Below are 26,125 nucleotides of genomic sequence, written 5' to 3' on the forward strand. Positions count from 1 at the left end.
GAGGAGATTTTTTGGATGTAATGAAATTAGTAGGTCTTGCCCTTATATCTACTATACTTTGTTTGATTATAAAAAAAGACAGGCCAGAAATGGCAATGTTTATAGGTATATTAACAGGAATAATGATTTTGTTGTCAGTAACATATAAGTTCAATTTTATAATTGAAAGTATAAATGAATTAGCTGATAAGGCAAATATACCTACTATGTATATATCTTTAATAATAAAGCTTATTGGAATAGCATATTTAATGGAATTTGCTATTCAAATATGCAAAGATTGTGGGGAAGGAAATATTGCAACCAAGCTTGAATTTGGAGGGAAAATTATAGTTATGACGATGTCATTCCCTATTTTGATATCTATTATAGATATGATTTTAAATATAATTCCATAGGAGAATGATTACTTATGAAAAAAATTTTGGCTAGTATAATAATTTGTATACTAATTGGAGTTACATTTGCCAATATATCATTTGCAAATGAAAAAGAAGCTAAAGAAAGTGTAGAATCATATATAAATGATCAGATAAGTAAAATAAATTTAGAAGATATACAAAAGCATATTAAAGAAGAAAGTTTAATAGAAGATGTAGATATAAAGACTTTTATAAAAGACTTAATATCGGGTAAAAAGACAATGTTAGATTTAATTGATAAAGAAGGAATCAAGTTAGTTTTATTTGATGAACTTCAATCAAGTTTAAAAGTAGCTTCAATAATATTTGTTTTAGCACTTTTATCATCTATATTAAAAAGTTTAGATAATTCATTTTCATCAGGATCAATAAGTCAGATCACAACATATATAGTGTTTATTGTCATGGTAACTTTAATGCTAATAGGATTTAAAGATGTTTTAAATATATGTAGCACAACTATTAATAGCATGATAAATTTAATGCAGATTGTAATGCCGATACTAATTACATTTTTAGTAGTTATGGGATTTCCAATGACATCTACAGTTATGACTCCTATATTTATGGGAGGTGTAACTTTTATAAATATTATATTTAAAAATTTTCTTTTTATATCTATAACTATAGGATTCTCAATATTAGTTATAAATAATATATCAAAAAGTATAAAATTAAAAAAATTATCATCTTTTATAAAGCAAATAAATTTAATAACTATAGGTGCGGTATTTACTATATATCTTGCTCTTGTTTCTATGCAAGGCATGTATGTAAAAAGTTTGGATGGATTTGCAGTAAAAAGTACTAAATTTGCGATAGGAAACTTTATACCTGTTGTGGGTGGATTTGTATCAGATTCATTTGATATAATTTTATCTTCATCTCAATTGATAAAAAATTTATTTGGAGGCGTAGGGTTAATTATATTAGTAGGAATATGCCTAATACCTATAATAAAGATAGTTTCTATAATTTTAGTTTATAAAACATCGGCTATGGTTGTAGAGCCAGTTGGAGAAGAGAGTATATCAAATTTTTTAAATGAAGTTTCTAATCTTATGGGGATAATGTTAGCATGTATAATCGCTATAACAATAATGTTTTTCGTTACAATTGCAATAGTAATATCTATTAGTGTTGTAGCTCAGTAAAAGGAGGGAAAAATGTTAGAAAGTGTTAAAACTTGGATAGTAAGTATTTTAATAGCTGCATTTATAGTAAATATAGTTAATATGGTTTTGCCTTCTTCAAAAATTAAATCATATATAAATTTAGTTTTAAATTTTATATTCATATTTATAGTTATAAGTCCTGTAATAGACTTTTTTTCAGAAAATATAAGTCTTGAAGAGAGACTATTAAAAACATATACAAAATATAATCAAGATTATATAGAGAGTATGAACAATTTATCAAAAAATATAGGTAATACAAGTATAAAATCAGGATATGAAGATGGATTAAAGAGCGTATTAAAGCTTAAACTAGAGGGATCTGGATATGAATTAGAAGATATACAATTTGATGGATCGGATATAAGTAAAATAAAAGTAAAAGATAATAGTAATAAAAATGAAAATAAAGACATAGAATTTAACAGAAGTGAAAAGGACAAGCAAGTATTTAAAGAAAATTCAGATTATAATTCAGATAGTAAAGATGAAAAAATAAAAAAAGATTTAGTAGATATACTTGATATATCAATTGAAAGCATAGAAATTGATTAATGGGAGTTGAGTAGATATGTTTAAAAATTTTAAAGAAGAAGATAAGAAAAAGATATATAGTTTAGCTGCTTTATCATTTGTATGTATTATGGGTTTAGTTATTTTTTCTAAGGGTTTTGAAGTAGAAAACAATAAAGGTAAGTTAATTGAAAGTGAAAATACAAAAATTAAGGAAACTCAAACTAAGGAAGATGATGATTTAGAAAGTAAGCTAGAAAATATATTATCTCAAATAGAAGGAGCAGGAGAAGTTAAAGCAATGATAACATTTAAATCAGGTGAACAAATAGAACCAGCATTTAACTCAAATTCTACAAAAGAAGAAACGACAGAAAAAGATTCTCAAGGTGGAGAAAGGACTGTTACAACATCAAGTGAAAATAAAACTATGATAACATCAAGTGAAAATAAACCAGTAGTATTAAAAACGTCAGAACCAGAGATAAAGGGAGTTTTAGTAGTTTCAAGTGGAGCAAATGATCCAGTTGTAAAAGAAAAATTATACTCTGCAGTACAAACAGCACTTCAAATTTCAGGTCATCAAGTACAAATTTACTCAAAATAAAAAAAATAATCATAATAGTAAAGCTCGTACATATAAATATTACAAGAAAATAAATTTTAATTAGGGGGAATACAAATGAAGTTTAATAAGAATGTATTTAGAAGCAGAGGGTTTGTTGTAATGACGTTAACATTAATGTTAGTAGTAGTTGGAACAGTAAACTATAATTTAAGTAAGAAGTCGGTTTTACAGGCATCTAAAGAAATGGAAATGTATGAAAACCAACAACTTGCAAAAAATAATGATAAAAAAGAAGCTAAAGTAGTAGATAGTAAAGAAACTGTAGTTAATGAAAAAGCAAAAGAAACTAGTAATAAAATAAAAACTCAAATAACTTCTGAGAAAAATATGAAAAAGGCATCATATGCAGTTGATATGAAAATGAATAGAGAAAAACAAAGAAATGAATTAACAGAAGATTTAAATGAAATAATAAATAATCCTTCTACAGCAGAAGAAACAAGAAAACAAGCATCAAATATGAAATTACAACTTGTTAAAGACCAAGAGATGGAACTTAAGATAGAAGATTTATTAGGGGCTAAAGGATTTTCAAATTCATTAGTTTACATAAGTAATGATACTGTTAATGTAGTTGTTAATGAAGAGAAATTAAATAAGCAAGATGCGACTAAAATATTTGATTTAGTAGTGAATGAATCAAACGTAAAGCATGAAAATATTAAACTTATGAATAATAAATTAAAATAAGTATAAAAGCCTCAGCTATACTGGGGCGTTTTTTGTTGCAAAGTAAATTACTATTTGGTATTATTATATAATAAAATAGTTAATATAGGGATGTGATATATGATGGAAAATAATAACTTTGGTCAAGTTAAGATATCAAATGATGTCATCGCGACTATAGCAGGACTTGCAGCTATAGAAGTAGAAGGAGTAGAAACTACATCGACTTTCACAGATAAATTACTAAAGAACAATGGAGTTAAGATACAAATAGAGGAAGATGAAGTTATCTTAGATGTAATGATAATAATTGATTATGGAATATCTATACCTGATATAGCTTTTAAAGTACAAGAAAATGTAAAAAACACAGTTGAAACAATGACTGGATTAAAAGTTTCTCAAGTTAATATACATGTTCAAGGAATCAACTTTAAAAAAGAAAAAGTTGAAAAGACAGAAACAAAGTAAGCATCTACTATAAGTTAATATGACCCTCTGAAAATCAGAGGGTTTTTTTATGACTAAATATGTATATAATAAATTCAAAGGAGGAAGCAGCAAATGAAAAAAGCAAAGATGATAACAACGAGAGAGTATATGATGAAATTTATATACCAAATAGACATAAATAAAGAGGATTTAGAAGATATAAACTCTAAATTAGATGATTTTTTAAATAATAACTTTGAATATATAAAGAACAGATATGAGGAATTAAAATTACAATTTTCAGATGAAGCTAATGTTGAATTAAGTGAAACTAAGTTAGATGAAATAATAGATATAAATTATGCCAATGAAGTAGCTCAAAATATAAAAGAACATAAAGAACATATAGATGAATTAATAAACAAATATGCTAAAAATTGGACTATAAATAGAATGGCTAAAGCAGATTTAGCTATACTTAGACTTGCAGTATGTGAAATACTATATGTTTCAAATGTACCTACTAAAGTTTCTATAAACGAAGCAATAGAGATATCTAAACTTTACTGTGATGATAAATCTCCTAAATTTATAAATGGTATATTAGGAAGTATAGCAAGTGAATCTTCACAAAAATAAAAATATAATAATAGGAATAGATACTAGCTGCTATACGACTTCTATAGCAGCTATATCTTTAGATAAGAATATAGTATTTAATAAAAAGATAATGCTAAAGGTAGGTAAAGAATGTAAGGGTCTTAGACAAAGTGAAATGGTATTTCAACATGTGAATAATTTAGGTAGTTTAAGTGAGAAAATAGAAAAATTAATGACTGAATATAATGTAGTTGCTATATGTGCATCAGAAAAACCACGACCAGTTAAAGAATCATATATGCCTGCATTTACAGTGGGATATAACTTTGCAAAGCTATTTAGTAGTATGAACAATATAAGTCTATACAAAACAACACATCAAGAAAATCATATATATGCTAGTTTACATACTAATGAGTTAAAGAATAATAAATTTATATCTGTTCATATGTCAGGAGGAACAACCGAAATACTATTAGTTGAAAATGTTAAAAATGATTTAAAAATAGAAATAGTAGGAGGTAGTAAAGATATAAGTTTTGGCCAGCTTATTGATAGACTTGGTGTTAAGTTAGGATATGATTTTCCATGTGGAAAAAATATAGATGAAAATGCTTTAGATTGTAAAGAAAATATAAAAGTAGGTCTTAAAACATCTGTAAAAGATGGATATATGAATTTATCTGGAATTGAAAATCAGGTAAATAAATATACAAAAGAGTATGATGAAATATATTTATCAAAGTTATTAATGGACTCAATAGTTAGAAATTTATATAAATCACTTAAATATGTATGTTATAAATATAATATAAATGAAGTAGTATTTGCAGGTGGTGTAGCATCTAGTAAATATATAAAAAAGAATCTAAATGAAAAGTTATATAAAGATAAAATAAAATGTTATTTTACAGAAAGTGAGTATAGTACTGATAATGCAGTTGGATGTGCTAAGATAGGATTAAATAAATTTATAGGAGAATAGAGATGAAATTAAGAGCTTTAGATGTCAGTGAAGTTAATTCATATATAAAAAGAATCTTAAGTAATGATGCTATTTTATTTAACCTAAAAGTAAAAGGTGAAATTTCAAACTTTAAAATTCATAGTAGTAAGAATGTATATTTAACGTTAAAAGATAGTTCATCTAAAATAAATTGTGTAATATTTAAAAATAATTACGATGAAAGTCTAGGATTAGAAGATGGAATTAAAGTAATTGCTAATGGATATATATCTGTTTATGAAAAAGATGGTTCATATCAATTATATATAGACTCCATAGAAATTGATGGATTAGGAAATTTATATTTAGAGTTTAATAAGTTAAAAGAAAAATTAAGCAAAGGAGGTTTATTTGATATTAAATATAAAAAGCCTATACCAAGCATTCCTAAAAATATAGGAGTAGTTACATCTGATACTGGAGCTGTAATTAAGGACATAATAAATGTAATAAAACGCAGATATCCTAAAGTTAATATAAAATTGTATCCTGTTGCTGTTCAAGGAAAAAAATCATCAATAGAGATATGTGAAGGAATTAAATTTTTTAATAATGCTAATAATGTAGATACAATAATAATTGGAAGAGGCGGAGGTTCTATAGAAGAATTGTGGTCTTTTAATGAAGAAATAGTAGCTAGGGAAATTTTCAACTCTAAGATACCTATAATTTCAGCAGTTGGACATGAAACTGACTTTACAATAGCTGATTTTGTTGCAGACATGAGAGCTCCAACACCATCTGCAGCAGCAGAAATAGCAACTCCAAAGTTAGATGAATTGCTATTTAAATTAGAAAATATAAAACATAGAATGGATAATTCGATTGTAAATCAATCAAAATTAGATAAAAATAAATTAAATAGTACTTTTGATAAGATAAATACAATTGTTGGTTCTTATATAATAAGAGATAAAATTATACAAATAGATATAATATATGATAAAATAACTAATAAGATTAAAGATACAATAAATTTAAGAAAAAAAGATTTAAATACTAATGCTACGGTACTTAATAGTTTAAGTCCATTATCAACTTTAGATAGAGGATATAGTATTTTACAAAAAAATGAAAGATTGATAAAGAGTGTAGGGGAATTAGACAAAAGAGATTTAATAGAAATAACTTTAAGAGACGGAAAAGTAGATTGTATTGTAGAAAAAATAAAATTTAAAGAGGTATAAAAATGAATTTATCTTATGAAGAGGCATATAAAAGTTTAGAAGATATTTTACTTAAGTTAGAATCAGGAAATACTAGTTTGGATGAATCACTTAGTTTATATGAAGAGGGAATAAAGCTTTATAGACATTGTAATAAATTGCTAGATGAGGCTACTCTAAAAATAAATAAATTCAATAAAGATGGTAAGGAGATACCCTTTAGCATAGAGGAGGAATAGCTATGAATTTTAAGGATGAGTTAAAAAATAGAGTTAACAATATAGAAATATTATTAAATGAGTATATGCCAAAAGAAGAAGGATATCAAAAAACTATATTTGAAGCTATGAATTATAGCTTAAGTGCAGGTGGAAAAAGATTAAGACCAATTCTTACATTAGAAGCTTGTAAATTAGTTGGGGGAAATGAAAAAGATGCTATTCCATTTGCGGCAGCGATAGAAATGATACATACATATTCGCTTATACATGATGATTTACCAGCGCTTGATAATGATGATTTAAGAAGAGGTAGAAAAACAAATCATAAAGTATATGGAGAAGCAATGGCTATACTTGCAGGAGATGGACTTTTAAATTATGCTTATGAAATAATGCTTAAGGAATCTATCGGAAAAGATGATTCAAATAAATATTTAAAAGCTATAAATGAAATTGCTAAAGCATCGGGTATATATGGAATGATAGGTGGACAAGTTGTTGATATTGAAAGTGAAGGAAAGTCAATAGATAAGGATAAGTTAGATTTTATACATATGAATAAGACAGCAGCTATAATAATTGGATGTATGAGAGCTGGAGCTATAATAGGTGGTGCTAGTGAAAATCAATTAGAGAATATAACTAAATATGCAAAAAATATAGGATTATCATTCCAAATAGTAGATGATATATTAGATGTAGTTGGAGATGAAGCTAAACTTGGTAAAAAAGTAGGTAGTGATATAGACAATGAAAAATCTACGTATCCATCACTAATAGGACTTGATAAATCAAAAGAAATTGCAAAAAATTTAATAGAAGAAGCTAAGTTAAGTATTAGTAATATTGATAAAGATAGGGAATTTTTAAATTCATTAGCAGATTATATAGTGGATAGAGAGTATTAAGGAGGAAAAATGAGCTTTATTTCAGAAATTTTTAGCAACAAAGTATTGGGGATAAGTATGTTTGCTTGTTTTTTAGCACAATTTTTCAAAGTGTTTACTGGAGATGAAAAAAGAATACAAATATCTAGAATTTTTACTTCAGGAGGCATGCCAAGTTCTCATAGTTCTTTTGTAACTTCACTATCTACATTAGTTGGTATAGATTTTGGATTTGATTCAATTGAATTTGCAGTAGTTGCTGTATTTTCTATGATAATAATGTATGATGCATCTGGAGTTAGACGTGCAGTTGGAAAACAAGCAGTTATATTAAATAAAATAGTAGATGACTTACATCATAAAAAACATATAGAACATAAAAGGTTAAAGGAATTAGTAGGTCATACTCCCATAGAAGTTTTCATTGGAGCTATTTTAGGAATTATTATAGCCTTAATATTTAATTAATATTTATTAAGGTAAAAACTAATTAGATAAAGGTGAGAAACGATGTATAATTATTTAGATAATATAAATTCTCCTAAAGATATAAAAAATTTGAACACTAAAGAGCTAGATTTATTAGCTAAAGATATAAGAAAGTTTTTAGTTAGATCAGTCTCAAATACAGGAGGACATTTAGCATCAAACTTAGGTGTTGTAGAACTTACACTAGCTTTACACAAAGTATTTGATAGTCCTAAAGATAAGTTTATATGGGATGTAGGACATCAAGCTTATGTTCATAAAATACTAACTGGAAGAAAAGATCAATTTAATACATTAAGACAATTTAATGGGTTAAGCGGATTTCCAAAAGAAAGTGAAAGTGAACATGATACATTTGATACAGGACATAGTAGTACATCAATTTCTGTGGGAACTGGGATTGCTTGTGCTAGGGATATAAAAGGTGAAGATTTCTCTGTTGTATCTATAATTGGAGATGGATCAATAACAGGAGGTATGGCTTTAGAAGCTCTTAATCACTTAGGATATATAAAGACTAATATGATAATTATTCTTAATGATAATGAAATGTCTATAGATGAAAATGTTGGAGGGATGTCTAAACATTTATCCTCTATAATTAAAAATTCTACTGTAAATAAAGTTAAAGATGAGGTAGAAAAAATATTAAATGTGACACCTGGAGGAAACATAATATCTAAAACAGCAAACAAAGTAAAAGATAGTATAAAAGGTAAATTCTCTTTACAAGAATGTGCTTTTTTTGATTCCTTGGGAATAAATTATTTAGGACCAATTGATGGGCATAATATAGATGAAATAATAAAAGCTTTAGAAAAAGCTAAAAATCAAAATGGGCCTATATTACTACATGTTATAACTAAAAAAGGTAAAGGTTATAAGTTTGCAGAGGATAAACCACATAAATATCATGGGGTTTCTAAGTTTGATATAAAAACAGGACTAAAACCATCAACAACAAAAAGCATATCAGCTGTTGTAGGTGATAAACTAGTTGATTTAGCAACTAAAGATGATAAAGTAGTAGCTATAACTGCTGCAATGCCATCAGGAACAGGACTTAATAAATTTAGTGAAGTATATCCTAATAGATATTATGATGTTGGTATAGCAGAACAGCATGCTGTAACTTTTAGTTGTGGTTTAGCTAAAGCTGGAATGAAACCATATTTTGCTGTATATTCGTCATTTTTACAAAGGGCTTATGATCAAATAATTCACGACATGGCTATAACCAAAAAAGATGTTAAGCTACTTATAGATAGAGCAGGACTTGTTGGAAATGATGGAGAAACTCATCATGGAATATTTGATTTAAGTTATTTAAATAGTATTCCTAACATGGTTGTTATGGCACCTAAAGATACTAAAGAACTTGAATTAATGATGGATTTATCTTTAGATATAAAAGGACCTATGGCAATTAGATATCCAAGAGGTAATAGTTATTTTGTTGATAAAGGAAGTTATAAGCCTATAAAGCTTGGAGAATATGAGATACTAAATCAAGGAAAGGATGTACTTATATTAGCGATAGGAAATATGGTTAAACAAGCCATAGAGGCTATAGATATATTAAATGAGAAAAATATAAATCCAACACTTGTAAATGCAAGATTTTTAAAACCAATAGATGAAAAATTAATAAGTGAATTATTAAAAGAGCATAAACATGTTTTAACCATAGAAGATAATGTTATTACAGGTGGATTTGGAAGTAGAATAAATAAATTTTTAATAGATAATAAATTTAACAATAATATTGTTAATATGGGTATAGATGATGAATTTATTCATCATGGAGATGTTAATACTTTATATAAACAATGTAAAATCTCATCTGAGTGTATTTCTGAAAAAGTTGAGAGTTTGTTAAGATAGAAAGGTAACTTATATGAAAAAAAGAATAGACATATTACTTGTAGAGCAAGGTTTTTTTGAAAGTAGAGAAAGAGCTAAAAAAGCTATTATGGCTGGATTAGTTTTTGTAGATAACCAAAGATGTGATAAGGCTGGATCTGAATTTAAGGAAGAGTGTAATATAGAGGTTAAAGGTAATCCTATACCTTATGTTAGTAGAGGTGGATTAAAGCTAGAAAAAGCTATGAAAAACTTTGATATAACTTTAGAAAATAAAGTGTGCTTAGATATAGGAGCATCAACAGGAGGATTTACTGATTGTATGCTTCAAAACGGAGCGAAAAAAGTATTTTCAATAGATGTTGGATATGGTCAATTAGCATGGAAACTTAGACAAGATGAAAGAGTTGTCTGCATGGAAAGAACTAATATAAGACACGTAACTATAGAAGATACTAAAGAATTTGGGCAATTTGCATCTATAGATGTATCTTTTATATCTTTAAAACTAGTTTTACCAAAAGCAAAGGAACTATTAGAGCTTAATGGACAAATTGTAGCTTTAATAAAGCCTCAATTTGAAGCAGGAAGAGAAAAAGTAGGAAAAAAAGGTGTTGTTAGAGAAAAGTCTACGCATATAGAAGTTATAGAAAAAATATCTAATTTTGCAGTAGAATCAGGATTTGAAATATTAGGATTAGATTACTCACCTATAAAAGGTCCAGAAGGTAATATTGAATATCTAATACATTTAAAAAATTCCAATGAAGGATATGAATACAACAAAGAAGAATTTAAGCTGACTATAGATAAGGTTGTGGACAATTCTCATAATTTAATGTAATAAAGAGGGGGATTTAGATTGATCCTTGAATTATATATGAAAAATTGTGCCTTAGTTGATGAATTAAGGTTACACATAGATAAAAATTTAAACATACTAACAGGAGAAACAGGTTCAGGAAAATCTATAATTATAGGTGCCCTGGGCCTATGTTTAGGTGGAAAATATGATAGATCTTTTTTAAGAAAAGGAACAGAAAAAGGATTAGTAGAAGCAATATTTGATATAAATAATAAGAAATTAAAAGAAAAGTTATTAGAAAATGGAATAGATATAGAAGAAGATAATCAAATAATAATAAGTAGAGAAATATTTGATGATGGAAAGAGTGTATCTAGAATAAATGGAAGAAGTGTAAAAGTATCTTTTTTAAGAGAGATATCTACATATTTAATAGATATACATGGACAACATCAAAATCAAGTTTTATTTGATAAAGATACACATATAGATTTTTTAGATTTATTTGGAGAAGAAAATTTATTTGAATGTAAAAATGAATATGAAAGCATATTTAATGAATATAATGAGCTTAAAAAAGCTTTAAATCTATTAACAGAAAATAAAGATGATATGCAAATTCAAAGAGAAATAGATTTGATTAAATTTCAAATAAATGAAATTGAATCAGCTAACTTAAATAGTAATGAATATGAAGATTTATTAAAACAAAGAGAAGTATATAGAAATAGTGAGAAAATATATACAAACTTAAATAATGCATATTCGAATTTATATGATGGAAGTATAAATTCTGTAGATCTTATATCTAAATCACTAGGAGATTTAAGTTCTATAGCTAAGTATGATGATAGATTAAATGAATATAATGAAACAATAGAAAGAATAATGTATGAACTTCAAGATATATCTAGAGATATTAGAAGTTATAAAGACAGTATAGATTTTTCTCCATATGAATTAGATCAAATAGAACAAAGAGTAGATGAAATAAACACATTAAGAAGAAAGTATGGAGATACTATAGATGAAATTTTAATGTACAAAAACAAGATTTCTACTAGATTAGATGAAATACTTAACAGAGATGAAAAGGTTGAAAAATTAAAATCAAAACTTCAGGATATCGAGGTAGTATTAAAATCTAAGGCAGACAAACTAACTGAAAAAAGAAAAGATGTAGCTAAAGACCTCCAAGAAAAATTACTATATGAACTTAAAAGTTTAAATATGAAAAATATCGTATTTGAAGTTGCTTTTAATAAAAGTAATTTTAATTTAAAAGGTCAAGATGATATAGAATTTATGATTTCTTTTAACTTAGGAGAAGACATTAAGCCTATATACAAAGTAGCTTCTGGAGGAGAAATGTCAAGATTTATGTTAGCTTTTAAAACTATACTAGCTGATATAGATGAGATAGACACTTTGGTATTTGATGAAATAGATACAGGTATAAGTGGAATAGCAGCACAAATTGTAGGAGAAAAATTATCTGTTATAGCGAAGAAGAAGCAAATACTTTGTATAACTCATCTTCCTCAAATTGCTGCCAATGCAGATACTCATTATTGTATAGAGAAAAAGACCTCTACAGATAGAACATTTACTTTAATAAGTAGATTAAATGATGAAGAACGAAAAAATGAAATAGCTAGACTTATAGCTGGAAGTAATATAACTGAAAAAACAATGGAACATGCTAGTGAAATAATAGAACTTGCTAAAAAGGTACCTAATTAGGTACCTTTTTTATTTTATGTTTATGATGGATAAAAAATAGAAAAATTGGAACTATATGTATATGAATATATGAGAAGGGACATGGAATAGAAAATGAAAAAAATTTATTTATTGTTAATTATATCTATGTTTATATTAGGGATAGCGAGAGTAAATAGTAGTGAAAAAAAAGAAGTTAAGCACTTAATTCCATTAGGTAATATTGTAGGTATAAGAGCTAACACAGATGGAATATTAGTTTTAGAAAATGAGGAAGATTATATAGATGGAATAAAATCAGGTGATAACATTGTTAGTATAGAAGGAAAACGGGTGTACAATAGCAAGGATGTGAAAAAAATTATAAATCACTGTAATAAAGATTTCGTAGATGTTTTAGTAGATAGAGATGGTGAGCACATACAAAAAGAAGTTAAGTTGAAGAAAAATGGCAATGGATATAAATTAGGATTATGGATTAGAGATAAAATTTCTGGAATAGGTACTATGACATTTTACAATCCTGAAGATAATACATTTTCAGCTATAGGACATGCGATAAAAGATATAGATACTAAAGAGCTGATAAAAGTTAAAAAAGGAAACATATATAATGCTAAAGATATAGAAATTATAAAGGGAGATGATGGATGTGTTGGGCAAATAAAGGCTAATTTTAATGTTGATAAATCTATAGGTAATTTTAATGATAATGATGATTTTGGTATAAATGGAAAATTAACGACATATGATAATGGTGGAAAACATAAAATATTAGAAGTAAGTGATAAGAAGGATGTGAGAGCTGGTCCAGCTAGTATATTATTTCAAAATAAAGATGGAATAATAGAAGAATATAAGGTAGTAATAAAAAAAATAAATAATAAAGACAGAAAATATGGTAAGGATATGATAGTTGAGGTAGTAGACGATAGACTAATAGATTATACTGGAGGAATAATCCAGGGTATGAGTGGAGCACCTATAATACAAAATAATAAAATAATCGGTGCACTAACACATGTTTTTCTAGATAACTCTAAAATAGGATATGGAATTTTTATAGATAAGATGATAATATAATTATATGTATAAAAATAAAATAAGTAGAAGGATTATAAATATTAAATGTCGAATAAGTTAATTAGTGAAAAATAAAGATAATATTTTTAATAAATTATAAATTCTATGGGGGGAAAAATAATGAACGAAAAAATAAAGATAGTTTTAGCTGATGATAATAGGGACTTTTGTCAAGTATTAAAAGAGTATTTATCTAATGAAGATGATATAGAAATATTAGGGATTGCAAAAGATGGGATTGAAGCATTAGATTTAGTTTCTAGAACACAACCAGATGTATTAGTTTTAGATGTTATAATGCCACATCTTGATGGATTAGGGGTAATAGAAAAATTAAATTCTATGAACTTAGACAAAATGCCTAAGATCATAGTTTTATCTGCAGTAGGTCAAGATAAAATAACTCAAAGTGCAATTAATTTAGGAGCAGATTATTATATAGTTAAACCTTTTGATTTTGTAATATTTATAAATAGAATAAGAGGTTTAGTTTCAAATAAAAATACAGTTGTAGAGTCTAAATCTAGAGGAAATATGGATATAAAAATGACTAAGGCTGATTTTGTAAAAAATGTAGGTAATATAGAAACTGAAATTACTAATATAATACATGAAATAGGGGTTCCAGCGCATATAAAGGGTTACTTATATTTAAGAGAAGCTATAAAGATGGTTATAGATAATGTAGAATTATTAGGAGCTGTTACAAAAGAGTTATACCCAAGTATTGCTAAAAAGTTTAATACTACTCCAAGTAGAGTTGAAAGAGCTATAAGACATGCTATAGAAGTTGCTTGGAGCAGAGGTAAGGTTGATACTATAAATCAATTATTTGGATATACAGTACACAATACTAAAGGAAAGCCAACTAATTCAGAGTTTATAGCTATGATAGCTGACAAATTAAGATTAGAACACAGTATGGTTAAGTAATAGATAAAATAAAGTCTTCAATAAAATGAAGGCTTTATTTTTTTATCTAAATGTATAAAATATATAATAGTTAATTTAGTAGAGGTGAGAATATGAAATTACAAATACCAAAAGATGTAGAATACATAATTAATAAAATATATGATAATGGATATGAGGCTTTTATTGTTGGAGGGTGTGTAAGAGATTCTATAATAGGATTAAAACCTAATGATTACGATATAACTACTAGTGCAAAGCCAAACGAAATTATGAGTATATTTAAAAATGAAAAAATAATTGAAACTGGAATTAAACATGGAACTATTACTTTAATAAAAAATGGTATTGAGTATGAAATTACAACGTACAGGATAGATGGAGAATATAATGATAATAGAAGACCAGATTTTGTAGAATTTACAAATGACATAAATAAAGATTTACAAAGAAGAGATTTCACAATAAATTCTATAGCATATAACCATAGAATTGGTATATTTGATACCTTTGATGGAATAGGTGATATTCGTAAAAAGTTAATAAAAACAGTTGGAAAAGCTGATGAGAGGTTTAATGAAGATGGATTAAGAATAATAAGAGCTGTTAGATTTAGTTGCAAATTAGGATTTGATATAGAAAAAGACACATTAAAAAGTATTTATAAAAATATAAAGTTGATAAAAAATGTAAGTATTGAAAGAATACAAAATGAATTTAATAAAATACTACTTAGTGATAGTCCTGAAAATTTAGATATACTTTACCAAGCAGGAATGTTTGAAATTTTAGGAATTAATAATGTGAAAATAAATAAAAATGAATTAAAATATATAAAAAAATCAAAAAAAGATTTAATTATAAGATTAGCTATATTCATGTACACAATAGGAGATGTTGAAGAAAGTAAAAATATACTTAATATATTTAGATATTCAAATAAAATTAAGAAACAATGTAGTATTTTAATAGATAATTTAGACAACAAAATAATAGCTGATAAAGTATGCATAAAATTATATTTAAATAAAATTGGTAAGGAAAATTTAAGTTATTTATTATATATTAAAAAAATTCTTAAAAAAGAATTTATTAATGAAGACTATGACAAGATTTATGAAATTATAAATGAAATAGAACAAAATAAAGAGTGTTACTCTCTAGATAAATTGGCTATAGATGGCAATGATTTAAGAGCTTTAGGGTATGGTGGAAAAGACATAGGGCAAAAACTTGACTACTTACTAAAAAATGTTATAGAAAATCCAAAAATTAACAACAAGATGGATTTAATTAGTATTGTTAGGGACGTATAAGTCTATTGACCAATTTTAATTATTTAAATTGTTATAAAATAATGCTATAATGTAATGTGATTTCAAAAACGAAAAGTGGAGGTTTTAAGTATGAGAGTCGAAGCCCCTATTAAGGTAGACAGAAAAACTAAAAGGCTTGCAAAGCGACTTACTGGCGGAGAAATAGCAGTTATAAATCATAAAGATATAGATGAAGTTGCTGCGAATTCATTAGTAGAAGGAAAGATAAAACTTGTTATAAATGCAGCCCAGTCTATAAGTGGAAGATATCCAAATAAAGGACCTGGTATACTTGTAGATAAAAATATACTTATTGTAGATAACGTAGGAGAAGAAGTATTCAACAATCTACAAGAAGGCCAAGTAATAGAGGTTATAGATGGAAAAATCTATAGAGATGGTGAATTATTAGGTCAAGGAGAAGTATTAGATAAAAATGAAGTTGATAACAAGATAAAATTAGCATATGAAAATTTATCTGTAGAATTAGATAGATTTATAGATAATACTATAGATTATGCTAAAAAAGAAAAAGGATTTATACTTGGTGAAGTTGAAATACCAAAAGTAAATACAAACTATAAGAATAGACATGTATTAATTGTTGTAAGAGGACAGGACTATAAGCAAGATTTAAGCACAATAATATCTTACATAGAAGAAATGAAGCCTATATTAGTAGGTGTAGATGGTGGTGCTGATGCTCTTTTAGAATTCGGCTACACTCCAGATGTAATAGTAGGAGATATGGATAGTGTAAGTGATGAAGCTTTAAAAAAGACAAAAGAAATAGTTGTGCATGCATATACAGATGGTAGGGCACCAGGACTTAAAAGAGTTCAAGATTTAGGATTAGACGCTATAGTTTTTCCTGCACCAGGAACTAGTGAAGATATAGCTATGCTTACAGCTTATGAATATAAAGCTGAACTAATAGTAGCTGTAGGGACTCATTCTAATATGATAGATTTCTTAGAAAAAGGAAGACCTGGTATGGCCAGTACATTTTTAGTTAGACTTAAGATAGGTTCTAAACTTATAGATGCAAAAGGTGTAAATTTATTATATAGAAGCAAATTAAAATTAAAGTATATATGGGCATTAATAGCTACAGCATTATTCCCAGTAATAATACTTGCTTCAATTTTACCAAGCGTTCAGCAGTTTATGCATTTGATGGAATTAAAAATTAAATTATTATTACAGATGTAATTAGTTGAGGAGGATTAATATGCACATAAATATGAAGTATTACATAGTTACAATAGGTGCTATATTTATTGCATTAGGCATAGGAATTTTAGTAGGTTTTAACTTAAATTATGACCAAGCACTTAGCAAGCAACAAACTTCGATAATAGGTGATTTAGATAACAAATTTGAGGAAATAAAAACAACAAACAAGGATTTAGAGAAAAAATTATCAAAAAATAAAAATGAATATAATAAGTTAGTTGAATATGTAAATGACAATTATGCCAAATTAATAAAAGATGAACTTCAAGACAAACATATAGGAATAATTTCAACTACAGAAAATTATGATTATACTGAAGATGTAGCTAATACAATAACAGATGCAAGTGGACAAGTATCATTTAATATAATATTAAAAGATGGTATAAATAATAAAGATAAGATAAAAGAACTTTCTAGTTCTCAAAACTTAGAATTAAAATCTAGTAAAGATGTAATAAACTATTTAGTTGACTCTTTAAAAGAATCAAATGCAATTGAGAAATTACAAGAACTTGAAAAATTAGATATGATAAAAATTAATTCTATAGCTGATAATTATGTAGATTATTCACAAGTAGTTATAGCTTCAGGAAATAATAGTGAAGATTCTAAAAAGTTTGTAGACATTGATAAAAACTTAATAAGCAAATTAAAATCAGAAGATAAGTACATAGTAGCTACTCAAAAAAGTGATGTAGGATTTTCATATATAGATATGTATAAAAAATCAAAAATACCTACTATAAATAATTCAGAAGAAGGATTAGGAAAATTATCTTTAGTTTATACACTTAAAAACTCTACAGAACAAGGTAATTTTGGTAGAGGAGAAAGTGCAGATTCTATAATACCATTTAAGTAAAAATAAAGGAGATTTAATTATGAATCCTTATGTTAGTATAATAGTACCAGCATATAATGAAGAACAAAAAATAAAAGATACACTTTTAGGAATAGTAAATATAGACGAAATAAATGAAATAATAGTTGTAGATGATGGATCAAGTGATAACACAGAAAAGATGGCTAAATCAGTAAATAATGATAAAGTAAAAGTTTTTAAATTAGATAAAAATAAAGGTAAAGGTTACGCATTAAACTATGGACTTGATATAGCCATGAAAAATGCAAATATAATAGGGTTTTTAGATGGTGATTTAGGTAGTTCATCTAGTGAAACTATAAAACTTATAAAACCTGTTATAAATAATGAAGTGGATGTAACGATAGCCAAATTCCCACCTGCTAAGAAAAAAGGAGGGATGGGTTTTGTAAAAAGATTAGCTAAAGAATCTGTTTTAGAAATGACAGGTGTTGAATTAGATGCTACAATATCAGGTCAGAGAATATTTAAAAGAGAAGTTTTAGAAAAATTTAAAGAGATACCTTATGGATATGGTGTTGAAGTAGGAATGACTATAGATATATTAAAATATGGATACTCTATAAAAGAAGTTCTAGTTAACATGACTCATAGTGAAACTGGAAGAGACCTAAAAGGATTTATACATAGAGGTAAGCAATTTTATCATATAAAAAAAATAGTTAATAAGAAAAAGAAAGAATGGAGGTAGTGTTATTGAATACTTCTATATTATATATAATAATGCTACTAGCAGGTATATTAGTAACATATATCGTTATACCATTTTTTAAAAATATGTTAATTTCAAGTGATGTAATAAGACCTAATTACAAAAAAGATATGATACCAGTAAGTATGGGATTAGTATTTTTACCTACAATAGTTATAAATGGAATTATATTAGCATATTTTACTAAAAATTATGAAAATATAGCTTATATATTTATGTATATGTTTGGATTAATGGCAATGTGTTTAGCAGGTATATTAGATGATATTGTTGGAAATAGAGATGTAAGTGGATTAAAGGGCCATTTTAAAAGTTTATTAAAAGGAAATCTAACAACTGGTGGATTTAAAGCATTATTTGGAGGATTTGTAGGACTTATTATATCTATTGCGATTTCTAAAGATTTAACTGATATAATTATAAATACATTAATAATAGCTTTATCTACAAATTTAATGAATTTATTAGATTTAAGGCCAGGAAGGGCTATAAAGGTATATTTACTTATAGCTATAATTTTATTTTTAACATTGGTAGGATATCCTAAAGGATTACTACTTATATTATTACCAAGTGTATGTGTATACTTTATAGATGATTTAAAAGCTAAAGCTATGATGGGTGATACTGGATCAAATGTTTTAGGAATATCTATAGGTATACTTATATCAATGGGGTATGATATGCCTATAAGAATATCATGGTTAGTATTTTTAATATTTATACATATACTAACTGAAAAATATTCTTTAACTAAAATAATAGAAAATAATAAAGTTTTAAACTTTATTGATAAACTAGGAAGGTAATCTTATGATAAGTAAAAAGATTGGGTTGGTAGAATCTATAATAAGTAAATCAGAAACTTTAGAAGAAATAACTGTAAATGTTAATGGAAATATAGCAAAAGCATATAATTATCCGAAAATGACAGGAAATGTAGATATAGGAAATGAAGTAGTATTAAATACTACTGCAGTTGAATTAAGTCTTGGAACAGGTGGATACCACTTTGTTATAGCAAACCTAAATAAACTAGAGTCTAATATGACTCCTGGTGGACATATAATGAAGTTAAGATATACACCTATGCAAGTGAAAGTAGATTCAGTTGAAGAACAAGATAGTAAATTACATGATAAAATAAATGAATTTAAAAGCTTAGAGAACCTTCCTGTAGTAGTAGGAACTCTACATAGTATGCTGACTCCATTTGTTGCTTCATATAAAAGACATAATCCAAATAAAAAGCTTGTGTATATAATGACAGATGGAGCTTCTTTACCTATATACCTAAGTAAAAATGTAGAGAATTTAAAAAATAAAAAATTAATAGATAATACTATAACAATAGGTAATGCATTTGGTGGAGACTATGAGTGTATAAATATTTACTCAGCGTTAATAACAGCTAAAGAAATTTTAAATGCTGATGTTGTATTTGTAAGTATGGGACCAGGAATAGCAGGTACAGGAACTAAATATGGATTTACAGGAATAGAACAAGGACCTATATTAGATGCAGTTAAGAAGTTAGGTGGAAATCCAATTGCTATACCTAGAATTAGCTTTGCTGACAAAAGAGATAGACATGTAGGAATTAGTCACCATAGTATTACTGTATTAAGTGAAATTGTAAATGTAAATGTTAATATACCAATAGGGATTGAAGATAAAGATAAACTTGAATATATAAACAAACAGATTGAAAAAAATAATTTACAGGAAAAACATAATATAGTATATATCAAACCAGGTAATACTTTTGATGATTTAAATTACTATGGATTAAAAGTTAAAAGCATGGGCAGAAATTACGAACAAGATAGTGAATTTTTTGATGCAGCAAGCAATGCGGCATATTACTTAATGGAGGTTTGTTATGATAATAGAGGAACAGACAGTAAGTAGTGATAGGATATATACTGGAAAAGTTATAAGTTTGAAGGTAGATACAGTAGAAGTTCCTAGAAAGGGATATCAAAAAAGGGAAATAATTGAACATCCTGGAGCAGTAGGTATAGTAGCTATAACTAATGAAAATAAAGTTGTATTAGTTAAACAATATAGAAAAGCTATAGAAAAAGCAATATGGGAAATACCTGCAGGAAAATTAGAGCAAGGTGAAAATCCAAGAGATTGTGCTATTAGAGAATTGAAAGAAGAAACAGGATATACTGCTAATAATATAAAGCTAATACATAAGTTTTATACTTCAGCTGGTTTTTCGAATCAAAAAATATATATTTATTTAGCTACAGATTTAGAAGCAGGAGAAGCTAGCTTAGAAGAAGATGAATTTTTAGATGTTCAAGAAGTAGATTTAAAAGAAATTTTTGAAATGATCAAAAAAAATGATATAGAAGATGCTAAGACATCTATAGGACTTTTGCTTGCAAAAGAACTTTTATAAATTGGAATAACCTCCTCTTATCTTGCATAAAAATTATGTAAGTACAAAAGAGGGGGTTGTAATTTTTGAGAAGATTAAACAAAAGAAATATGTTAGACAAAATTAATAAGGAGATAATACTTATATCTGGTTTATTTATGGTATTTGTAATTATAGGATCACTATTAAATAAATTTTTTCCTCAATATATTGATGACGTAAGCGAGAAAGTATCATATACTGCAAATTACTATAACTCAGATATAAACTTAAAAGAAATATTAATATCAAATCTTAAAATGGATTTAAGTTTTTTATTAATTATGACAATAGGTACAATATCTATAATACTATCTCCAATTGCTATTATAGTTTTTGCAATAAAAGGGCTATCTATAGGATATACTATAAATAGTTTTATAATAGCTATGAAATTAAGTTCATTTAAAATAGTACTGATAACACTTATTAAATTTGTTGTAGTATTACCAGGTATGTTGATTTTAGCATTGATATCCTTTAAATATTTACTTGAAGCAATACACGAAATTAAAAAGAAAAATAAAACAAATTGTGTATATTTAATGAAAAGATATTTAATAAATTCAACTTTGATAATAACGGGAACAATATTTGTACAAACTATTTTAAATGCTTTGTCTATATTAACTTTACAAATATTTTGAAAGTAAAGGGTTAAAAAATGCAACTATTAAACGAATATATAGAATATATAAAATCTATAAGAAATTTGAGTGACAATACTATTAACTCTTATTTTATAGATATAAAAAAGTACTTAAAATATATAAAAAATAAAAATATTGACTTATTTGATTCGACAGAAAATGATATAATAAGCTATATAATAGAATTAGAAAAGTTAGATTTATCTATATCCACTGTATCTAGAAGTATATCATCTATAAAGTCATTTTATGAATATTTATTTTTAAATAGATATATCAAAATTAATGTATCTAAAAATATAAAAAAACCCAAAATAGAAAAAAAGGAAATAAATATTTTAACAAAAGAAGAAATTGAGTCATTACTTAACTTTCAAAATCTAGATAATATAAAAGATATAAGAGATAAAGCTATATTTGAAGTATTATATGGAACAGGTATGAAAGTAACTGAATTAATAGAATTAGACTTAGATGATGTAAACATAGAGTTTGACTATATTTGCTGTAAGTCAGGCAAAAACCCGAGGGTGATACCTTTATCACAAATTACAAGCAAATATCTTAATAAATATTTAAATGAATCAAGAAATGAGATTTTAAAATTCAACTATGAGGAAAAGGCTTTATTTATAAGTTCTAATGGAACTAGGTTTACAAGACAAGGTCTTTGGAAACTTATAAAAAAACATGCAAAAAGAGCTAATATAAATAAAAGTATAAATCCAACTATATTAAGAAATTCATTTGCTATACATTTGATTAATGAAGGTGCAAATATAGCTGTAGTCAGCAAAATATTAGGTAATTCTAATTTATCTAGTTTACAATATTATTTAAATTGTATAGATAAAAATGTAAGAAAAGAATTAAAAGAAAAACATCCTAGAAAATAATACATTATAGGAGGAAATTTTATGAGCAGAGTTATATGGATGGTAATTGATAGTGTTGGAATAGGAGCCCTTCCTGATTCTGAAAAATTTGGAGATGTAAATGTAAATACTTTAGGAAACATAGTTAAAACATATAAGGATATAAAAATACCTAATATGATAAACTTAGGATTAAGTAATATAGAAGGTGTTGAAAGTTTAGAAAGTATAAGTAATCCTAAAGGCTCATTTGGACGAGCTAAGGAAGTGTCTAAAGGTAAAGATACAACAACAGGGCACTGGGAAATGACTGGAGTTTTAGTTGAAACACCTTTTAAAACTTACGAAAATGGATTCCCAAGAGAAATCATAGAGGAATTTGAAAGAAAAACAAATAGAAAAGTGATAGGTAATAAACCTGCATCAGGAACAGCTATATTAGATGAATTAGGTGAACAACAAATGAAAACTGGAGAAGTTATAGTTTATACTTCTGCAGATAGTGTATTCCAAATTGCAGCACATGAGGAAGTAATACCTTTAGATGAATTGTATAAAATGTGTGAAATTGCTAGAGAAATAATGATGGGTGAAAATGCTGTAGCTAGAATAATAGCTAGACCATTTATAGGAACTCCAGGAGCATTTGAAAGAACTTCAAATAGAAGAGATTATTCTTTAAGCCCATTTGAAGATACTGTATTAGATAATATAAAAAATTCTAACTTAGATGTTATAGGAGTTGGAAAAATAGAAGATATATTCAATAAGCAAGGAATCACTGAGGCTATACATACCAAGGATAACATGGATGGAGTAGACCAAACTATAAATTATATGAAAAAAGATAATAAAGGTCTTATATTTACTAACTTAGTAGATTTTGATTCTAAATATGGACATAGAAGAGATGTAGAGGGATATAAAAATGCATTAGAAGAATTTGATGCTAGAATACCTGAGATTTTAGAAAATATGAAAGATGATGATATATTAATCATAAACTCAGACCATGGTAATGACCCAACATACAAAGGGACAGACCATACAAGAGAATATATACCTATACTAGTTTATGGTAAAAATGTAGTTAATGGATACAATTTAGGAACTAGAAATAGTTTTGCAGATATAGGTGCAACTGTAGCAGATATATTAAATGTGGATGGTCCTAAAAATGGTAAGAGTTTTAAAAATGAAATTATTAAATAACTTAGTGTATAAAGGGGATTAGCATGAACAGTTTATATAATAAAATACAAGAGAGTAAAAACTATATACTATCTAAGATAGACAAATCTCCAGAAATAGGGCTTATATTAGGTTCAGGGTTAGGAGTTTTAGGTGATGAAATTGAAAATCCAGTAAAAATAAAATATGATGAGATCCCTAATTTTCCAGTTTCAACAGTAGAAGGGCATAATGGTCAATTAGTTATAGGTCAATTGCAAGGAAAGAGTGTAATTGCTATGCAAGGGCGTTTTCATTTTTATGAAGGATACTCAATGGAGTCAGTAACATTTCCAGTTAGAGTTATGAAAGAATTAGGTGTAAAAACAGTTATAGTTACTAATGCAGCCGGAGGAGCTAATAAAGATTTCAATCCAGGAGATTTAATGATAATAAAAGATCATATAAACTTTAGTGGACATCATCCATTAATAGGACCTAATGATAGTAGATTAGGAGTAAGATTTCCTGATATGTCAACGGCATATACTCCAAGATATATAGAATTAGCTAAAGAATGTGCTAAAGATTTAGGGATAGATGTAAAAGAAGGGGTATATACTTTCTTTAGTGGTCCAACATATGAAACACCAGCAGAAGTAAGATTAGCTCAAATCTTAGGGTCAGATGCAGTGGGCATGTCAACTGTGCCAGAGGTTATAGTGGCTAGACATTCGAACTTAGATGTTATAGGCATATCTTGTATAACAAATATGGCAGCAGGAATATTAAATCAGCCTTTAAATCATGAAGAAGTTATAGAAACAACACAAAAAGTAAAATCAGAGTTTTTAAGTTTAGTAAAATCAATAATAAATAAATTATAAATATTGTTAAAGTATATAACTAATAATAAGGAGATTAGCTATGAGAATTTATGACATTATAAAGAAAAAAAGAGATAATGAAGTTTTAAGCAAAGAAGAAATTAATTTTTTTGTAGAGAAATATTCTAAAGGAGAAATTCCAGATTATCAAGCATCAGCTCTTTTAATGGCTATATATTTAAATAAAATGAACAAAGAAGAAACTGCTTATTTAACAGAAGCCATGATGAATTCTGGAGAAGTTATAGATTTATCTGCTATAAATGGAATAAAAGTGGACAAGCATAGTACAGGTGGAGTAGGTGATAAAACAACTATAGCATTGGCACCTTTAGTAGCATCTTGTAATGCTCCAGTACCTAAAATGTCAGGAAGAGGGCTTGGTCATACAGGGGGAACATTAGATAAGTTAGAATCTATACCTGGTTTTTCAATTGAAATGGAACCAAGCAAATTTATAGATTCAGTAAATAAACACAAAATAGCAGTATGTGGACAAACAGCATCAATAGCAGTTGCAGATAAAAAAATGTATGCATTAAGAGATGTTACAGCTACAGTTGATAATATATCATTAATTGCAAGTAGTATAATGTGTAAAAAACTTGCTTCAGGTGCAGACGCTATAGTTTTAGATGTTAAAACTGGAGATGGAGCATTTATGAAGACTATAGATGATTCATTTGCACTTGCAAAAGAAATGGTTGATATTGGAGATAATATGAATAGAGAAACTATAGCTCTTATAACTGATATGGATGAACCTTTAGGATTTGCAGTAGGGAATTCTTTAGAAGTTATAGAAGCAATAGAAACTCTAAAAGGGAGAGGTCCGAAAGACTTTGTAATGTTATGTGAAACTTTAGGTGCATATATGTTGTTGTTAGCTAAAGTAGTTGAAAGTTTTGAAGAAGGTAAAGAAAAAATACAAGAAGCTATATCTAGTGGAAGAGCACTTGATAAATTAAGAGAATTTATAGATAATCAAGGTGGAAACAGCAAAGTAGTAGATGATTATTCATTACTTCCTCAAGCAAAAGAAATACTAGAAATAAAATCTCCTAAAAAAGGATATATAAAGAAAATAGAAGCTGAAGAAGTAGGAGTTTCAGCTATGATTTTAGGAGCAGGTAGAGAAACTAAAGAAGATGAACTAGATTTATCAGCTGGTATAGTTTTAACTAAAAAAGTTTCAGACTTTGTTGAAGAAGGAGAGACTATAGCTTATATGCATTATAATAAACTAGACAAAATAGAAGTAGCTAAAGAAAGATTTTTAAATGCATATACAATATCTGATGAAAAAGTAGATGAAGGTAAATTAGTTTATGGGGTTGTAACTAAAGATAAAATTTTAAAATTCTAAAGA

The 26,125-nt window shown here is 26.7% G+C and carries 29 protein-coding genes; all 29 read left to right on the forward strand.

The window, feature by feature from the left end; all coding sequences use genetic code 11:
• Positions 1-20 precede the first annotated feature (20 nt).
• The 29 genes from spoIIIAD to ABFX13_RS00805 all read left to right on the forward strand — a co-directional run bounded on the left by spoIIIAD (position 21) and on the right by ABFX13_RS00805 (position 26,122).
• Positions 21-398: a stage III sporulation protein AD gene (spoIIIAD, locus tag ABFX13_RS00665; RefSeq protein ID WP_243207825.1), complete on the forward strand. Its 378-nt coding sequence runs from the start codon at positions 21-23 to the stop codon at positions 396-398.
• Positions 399-412: 14 nt separating this feature from the next.
• Positions 413-1,576 (forward strand): stage III sporulation protein AE, encoded by a 1,164-nt coding sequence (spoIIIAE, locus tag ABFX13_RS00670; RefSeq protein WP_346041089.1) that lies wholly within the window; start codon positions 413-415, stop codon positions 1,574-1,576.
• Between the two features lie 12 nt (positions 1,577-1,588).
• Complete coding sequence (locus ABFX13_RS00675) at positions 1,589-2,152, forward strand: stage III sporulation protein AF (RefSeq protein WP_346041091.1); 564 nt, start codon at positions 1,589-1,591, stop codon at positions 2,150-2,152.
• A 16-nt stretch (positions 2,153-2,168) separates the two neighbouring features.
• Positions 2,169-2,717, forward strand: coding sequence for a stage III sporulation protein AG (locus ABFX13_RS00680; protein WP_346041093.1), 549 nt, complete (start codon positions 2,169-2,171; stop codon positions 2,715-2,717).
• Positions 2,718-2,792: 75 nt separating this feature from the next.
• The gene (locus ABFX13_RS00685; RefSeq protein WP_346041095.1) at positions 2,793-3,428 is read left to right on the forward strand and encodes a SpoIIIAH-like family protein; all 636 of its coding nucleotides are present in this window, start codon (positions 2,793-2,795) and stop codon (positions 3,426-3,428) included.
• Positions 3,429-3,530: 102 nt separating this feature from the next.
• A complete protein-coding gene (locus tag ABFX13_RS00690; protein WP_147545894.1) occupies positions 3,531-3,878 on the forward strand; it encodes an Asp23/Gls24 family envelope stress response protein in 348 nt (115 codons plus the stop codon).
• A 93-nt stretch (positions 3,879-3,971) separates the two neighbouring features.
• On the forward strand, positions 3,972-4,478 hold the full coding sequence (gene nusB / locus ABFX13_RS00695) for a transcription antitermination factor NusB (protein WP_346041097.1): 507 nt from the start codon (positions 3,972-3,974) through the stop codon (positions 4,476-4,478).
• On the forward strand, positions 4,459-5,424 hold the full coding sequence (locus ABFX13_RS00700; protein WP_346041099.1) for an O-sialoglycoprotein endopeptidase: 966 nt from the start codon (positions 4,459-4,461) through the stop codon (positions 5,422-5,424). Before nusB ends, ABFX13_RS00700 begins: the two co-directional genes overlap by 20 nt.
• Before the next feature lie 2 nt (positions 5,425-5,426).
• The gene (gene xseA, locus ABFX13_RS00705; protein WP_346041101.1) at positions 5,427-6,632 is read left to right on the forward strand and encodes an exodeoxyribonuclease VII large subunit; all 1,206 of its coding nucleotides are present in this window, start codon (positions 5,427-5,429) and stop codon (positions 6,630-6,632) included.
• 2 nt (positions 6,633-6,634) lie between these two features.
• A complete protein-coding gene (gene xseB / locus ABFX13_RS00710; protein WP_346041103.1) occupies positions 6,635-6,850 on the forward strand; it encodes an exodeoxyribonuclease VII small subunit in 216 nt (71 codons plus the stop codon).
• Positions 6,851-6,852: 2 nt separating this feature from the next.
• Positions 6,853-7,740 (forward strand): polyprenyl synthetase family protein, encoded by an 888-nt coding sequence (locus ABFX13_RS00715; protein WP_346041105.1) that lies wholly within the window; start codon positions 6,853-6,855, stop codon positions 7,738-7,740.
• Between the two features lie 9 nt (positions 7,741-7,749).
• Complete coding sequence (locus ABFX13_RS00720; protein ID WP_346041107.1) at positions 7,750-8,187, forward strand: divergent PAP2 family protein; 438 nt, start codon at positions 7,750-7,752, stop codon at positions 8,185-8,187.
• A 42-nt stretch (positions 8,188-8,229) separates the two neighbouring features.
• Positions 8,230-10,092, forward strand: a complete 1,863-nt coding sequence (gene dxs, locus ABFX13_RS00725) for a 1-deoxy-D-xylulose-5-phosphate synthase (RefSeq protein ID WP_346041109.1) — start codon at positions 8,230-8,232, stop codon at positions 10,090-10,092.
• A gap of 13 nt (positions 10,093-10,105) precedes the next feature.
• A complete protein-coding gene (locus ABFX13_RS00730) occupies positions 10,106-10,915 on the forward strand; it encodes a TlyA family RNA methyltransferase (RefSeq protein ID WP_346041111.1) in 810 nt (269 codons plus the stop codon).
• 18 nt (positions 10,916-10,933) lie between these two features.
• Positions 10,934-12,619, forward strand: coding sequence for a DNA repair protein RecN (recN, locus tag ABFX13_RS00735; protein WP_346041113.1), 1,686 nt, complete (start codon positions 10,934-10,936; stop codon positions 12,617-12,619).
• A 93-nt stretch (positions 12,620-12,712) separates the two neighbouring features.
• Positions 12,713-13,681, forward strand: a complete 969-nt coding sequence (locus tag ABFX13_RS00740; RefSeq protein ID WP_346041115.1) for a SpoIVB peptidase S55 domain-containing protein — start codon at positions 12,713-12,715, stop codon at positions 13,679-13,681.
• Positions 13,682-13,801: 120 nt separating this feature from the next.
• A complete protein-coding gene (spo0A, locus tag ABFX13_RS00745) occupies positions 13,802-14,614 on the forward strand; it encodes a sporulation transcription factor Spo0A (RefSeq protein WP_346041117.1) in 813 nt (270 codons plus the stop codon).
• Positions 14,615-14,706: 92 nt separating this feature from the next.
• The gene (locus ABFX13_RS00750) at positions 14,707-15,909 is read left to right on the forward strand and encodes a CCA tRNA nucleotidyltransferase (protein ID WP_346041119.1); all 1,203 of its coding nucleotides are present in this window, start codon (positions 14,707-14,709) and stop codon (positions 15,907-15,909) included.
• A gap of 90 nt (positions 15,910-15,999) precedes the next feature.
• On the forward strand, positions 16,000-17,121 hold the full coding sequence (steA, locus tag ABFX13_RS00755; RefSeq protein ID WP_346041121.1) for a putative cytokinetic ring protein SteA: 1,122 nt from the start codon (positions 16,000-16,002) through the stop codon (positions 17,119-17,121).
• Positions 17,122-17,140: 19 nt separating this feature from the next.
• Entirely contained in the window at positions 17,141-18,010 is an 870-nt protein-coding gene (locus ABFX13_RS00760) for a copper transporter (protein ID WP_346041123.1), read from the forward strand.
• A 19-nt stretch (positions 18,011-18,029) separates the two neighbouring features.
• Positions 18,030-18,722, forward strand: coding sequence for a glycosyltransferase family 2 protein (locus ABFX13_RS00765; RefSeq protein ID WP_346041125.1), 693 nt, complete (start codon positions 18,030-18,032; stop codon positions 18,720-18,722).
• Between the two features lie 5 nt (positions 18,723-18,727).
• Positions 18,728-19,552, forward strand: a complete 825-nt coding sequence (locus tag ABFX13_RS00770) for a glycosyl transferase (RefSeq protein ID WP_346041127.1) — start codon at positions 18,728-18,730, stop codon at positions 19,550-19,552.
• Positions 19,553-19,556: 4 nt separating this feature from the next.
• On the forward strand, positions 19,557-20,654 hold the full coding sequence (locus ABFX13_RS00775) for a DUF3866 family protein (RefSeq protein WP_346041129.1): 1,098 nt from the start codon (positions 19,557-19,559) through the stop codon (positions 20,652-20,654).
• Positions 20,626-21,156, forward strand: a complete 531-nt coding sequence (locus tag ABFX13_RS00780) for an NUDIX hydrolase (protein ID WP_346041131.1) — start codon at positions 20,626-20,628, stop codon at positions 21,154-21,156. The genes ABFX13_RS00775 and ABFX13_RS00780 overlap by 29 nt, the downstream gene beginning before the upstream one ends.
• Before the next feature lie 65 nt (positions 21,157-21,221).
• Complete coding sequence (locus tag ABFX13_RS00785) at positions 21,222-21,821, forward strand: hypothetical protein (RefSeq protein ID WP_346041133.1); 600 nt, start codon at positions 21,222-21,224, stop codon at positions 21,819-21,821.
• Between the two features lie 17 nt (positions 21,822-21,838).
• Entirely contained in the window at positions 21,839-22,720 is an 882-nt protein-coding gene (locus ABFX13_RS00790) for a tyrosine-type recombinase/integrase (protein ID WP_346041135.1), read from the forward strand.
• Positions 22,721-22,741: 21 nt separating this feature from the next.
• Entirely contained in the window at positions 22,742-23,911 is a 1,170-nt protein-coding gene (locus tag ABFX13_RS00795) for a phosphopentomutase (RefSeq protein WP_346041137.1), read from the forward strand.
• Positions 23,912-23,934: 23 nt separating this feature from the next.
• Positions 23,935-24,756 carry a purine-nucleoside phosphorylase gene (locus ABFX13_RS00800; RefSeq protein WP_346041139.1) on the forward strand — a complete coding sequence of 274 codons (822 nt, stop codon included), beginning with the start codon at positions 23,935-23,937 and terminating at the stop codon, positions 24,754-24,756.
• Between the two features lie 40 nt (positions 24,757-24,796).
• Positions 24,797-26,122: a pyrimidine-nucleoside phosphorylase gene (locus ABFX13_RS00805; RefSeq protein ID WP_346041140.1), complete on the forward strand. Its 1,326-nt coding sequence runs from the start codon at positions 24,797-24,799 to the stop codon at positions 26,120-26,122.
• Positions 26,123-26,125: the final 3 nt, after the last annotated feature.

This window comes from Paraclostridium tenue, assembly GCF_039521565.1.
In the GTDB taxonomy this organism is placed as follows: Bacteria; Bacillota; Clostridia; order Peptostreptococcales; family Peptostreptococcaceae; genus Paraclostridium; species Paraclostridium tenue.

What these genes read in the sequence shown, in the direction of transcription:
- spoIIIAD (WP_243207825.1), top strand. Translation starts at nt 21, where the DNA reads ATGAAATTAGTAGGTCTTGCCCTTATATCTACTATACTTTGTTTGATT.
- spoIIIAE (WP_346041089.1), top strand. Translation starts at nt 413, where the DNA reads ATGAAAAAAATTTTGGCTAGTATAATAATTTGTATACTAATTGGAGTT.
- ABFX13_RS00675 (WP_346041091.1), top strand. Translation starts at nt 1,589, where the DNA reads ATGTTAGAAAGTGTTAAAACTTGGATAGTAAGTATTTTAATAGCTGCA.
- ABFX13_RS00680 (WP_346041093.1), top strand. Translation starts at nt 2,169, where the DNA reads ATGTTTAAAAATTTTAAAGAAGAAGATAAGAAAAAGATATATAGTTTA.
- ABFX13_RS00685 (WP_346041095.1), top strand. Translation starts at nt 2,793, where the DNA reads ATGAAGTTTAATAAGAATGTATTTAGAAGCAGAGGGTTTGTTGTAATG.
- ABFX13_RS00690 (WP_147545894.1), top strand. Translation starts at nt 3,531, where the DNA reads ATGGAAAATAATAACTTTGGTCAAGTTAAGATATCAAATGATGTCATC.
- nusB (WP_346041097.1), top strand. Translation starts at nt 3,972, where the DNA reads ATGAAAAAAGCAAAGATGATAACAACGAGAGAGTATATGATGAAATTT.
- xseA (WP_346041101.1), top strand. Translation starts at nt 5,427, where the DNA reads ATGAAATTAAGAGCTTTAGATGTCAGTGAAGTTAATTCATATATAAAA.
- xseB (WP_346041103.1), top strand. Translation starts at nt 6,635, where the DNA reads ATGAATTTATCTTATGAAGAGGCATATAAAAGTTTAGAAGATATTTTA.
- ABFX13_RS00715 (WP_346041105.1), top strand. Translation starts at nt 6,853, where the DNA reads ATGAATTTTAAGGATGAGTTAAAAAATAGAGTTAACAATATAGAAATA.
- ABFX13_RS00720 (WP_346041107.1), top strand. Translation starts at nt 7,750, where the DNA reads ATGAGCTTTATTTCAGAAATTTTTAGCAACAAAGTATTGGGGATAAGT.
- dxs (WP_346041109.1), top strand. Translation starts at nt 8,230, where the DNA reads ATGTATAATTATTTAGATAATATAAATTCTCCTAAAGATATAAAAAAT.
- ABFX13_RS00730 (WP_346041111.1), top strand. Translation starts at nt 10,106, where the DNA reads ATGAAAAAAAGAATAGACATATTACTTGTAGAGCAAGGTTTTTTTGAA.
- ABFX13_RS00740 (WP_346041115.1), top strand. Translation starts at nt 12,713, where the DNA reads ATGAAAAAAATTTATTTATTGTTAATTATATCTATGTTTATATTAGGG.
- spo0A (WP_346041117.1), top strand. Translation starts at nt 13,802, where the DNA reads ATGAACGAAAAAATAAAGATAGTTTTAGCTGATGATAATAGGGACTTT.
- ABFX13_RS00750 (WP_346041119.1), top strand. Translation starts at nt 14,707, where the DNA reads ATGAAATTACAAATACCAAAAGATGTAGAATACATAATTAATAAAATA.
- steA (WP_346041121.1), top strand. Translation starts at nt 16,000, where the DNA reads ATGAGAGTCGAAGCCCCTATTAAGGTAGACAGAAAAACTAAAAGGCTT.
- ABFX13_RS00760 (WP_346041123.1), top strand. Translation starts at nt 17,141, where the DNA reads ATGCACATAAATATGAAGTATTACATAGTTACAATAGGTGCTATATTT.
- ABFX13_RS00765 (WP_346041125.1), top strand. Translation starts at nt 18,030, where the DNA reads ATGAATCCTTATGTTAGTATAATAGTACCAGCATATAATGAAGAACAA.
- ABFX13_RS00775 (WP_346041129.1), top strand. Translation starts at nt 19,557, where the DNA reads ATGATAAGTAAAAAGATTGGGTTGGTAGAATCTATAATAAGTAAATCA.
- ABFX13_RS00780 (WP_346041131.1), top strand. Translation starts at nt 20,626, where the DNA reads ATGATAATAGAGGAACAGACAGTAAGTAGTGATAGGATATATACTGGA.
- ABFX13_RS00790 (WP_346041135.1), top strand. Translation starts at nt 21,839, where the DNA reads ATGCAACTATTAAACGAATATATAGAATATATAAAATCTATAAGAAAT.
- ABFX13_RS00795 (WP_346041137.1), top strand. Translation starts at nt 22,742, where the DNA reads ATGAGCAGAGTTATATGGATGGTAATTGATAGTGTTGGAATAGGAGCC.
- ABFX13_RS00800 (WP_346041139.1), top strand. Translation starts at nt 23,935, where the DNA reads ATGAACAGTTTATATAATAAAATACAAGAGAGTAAAAACTATATACTA.
- ABFX13_RS00805 (WP_346041140.1), top strand. Translation starts at nt 24,797, where the DNA reads ATGAGAATTTATGACATTATAAAGAAAAAAAGAGATAATGAAGTTTTA.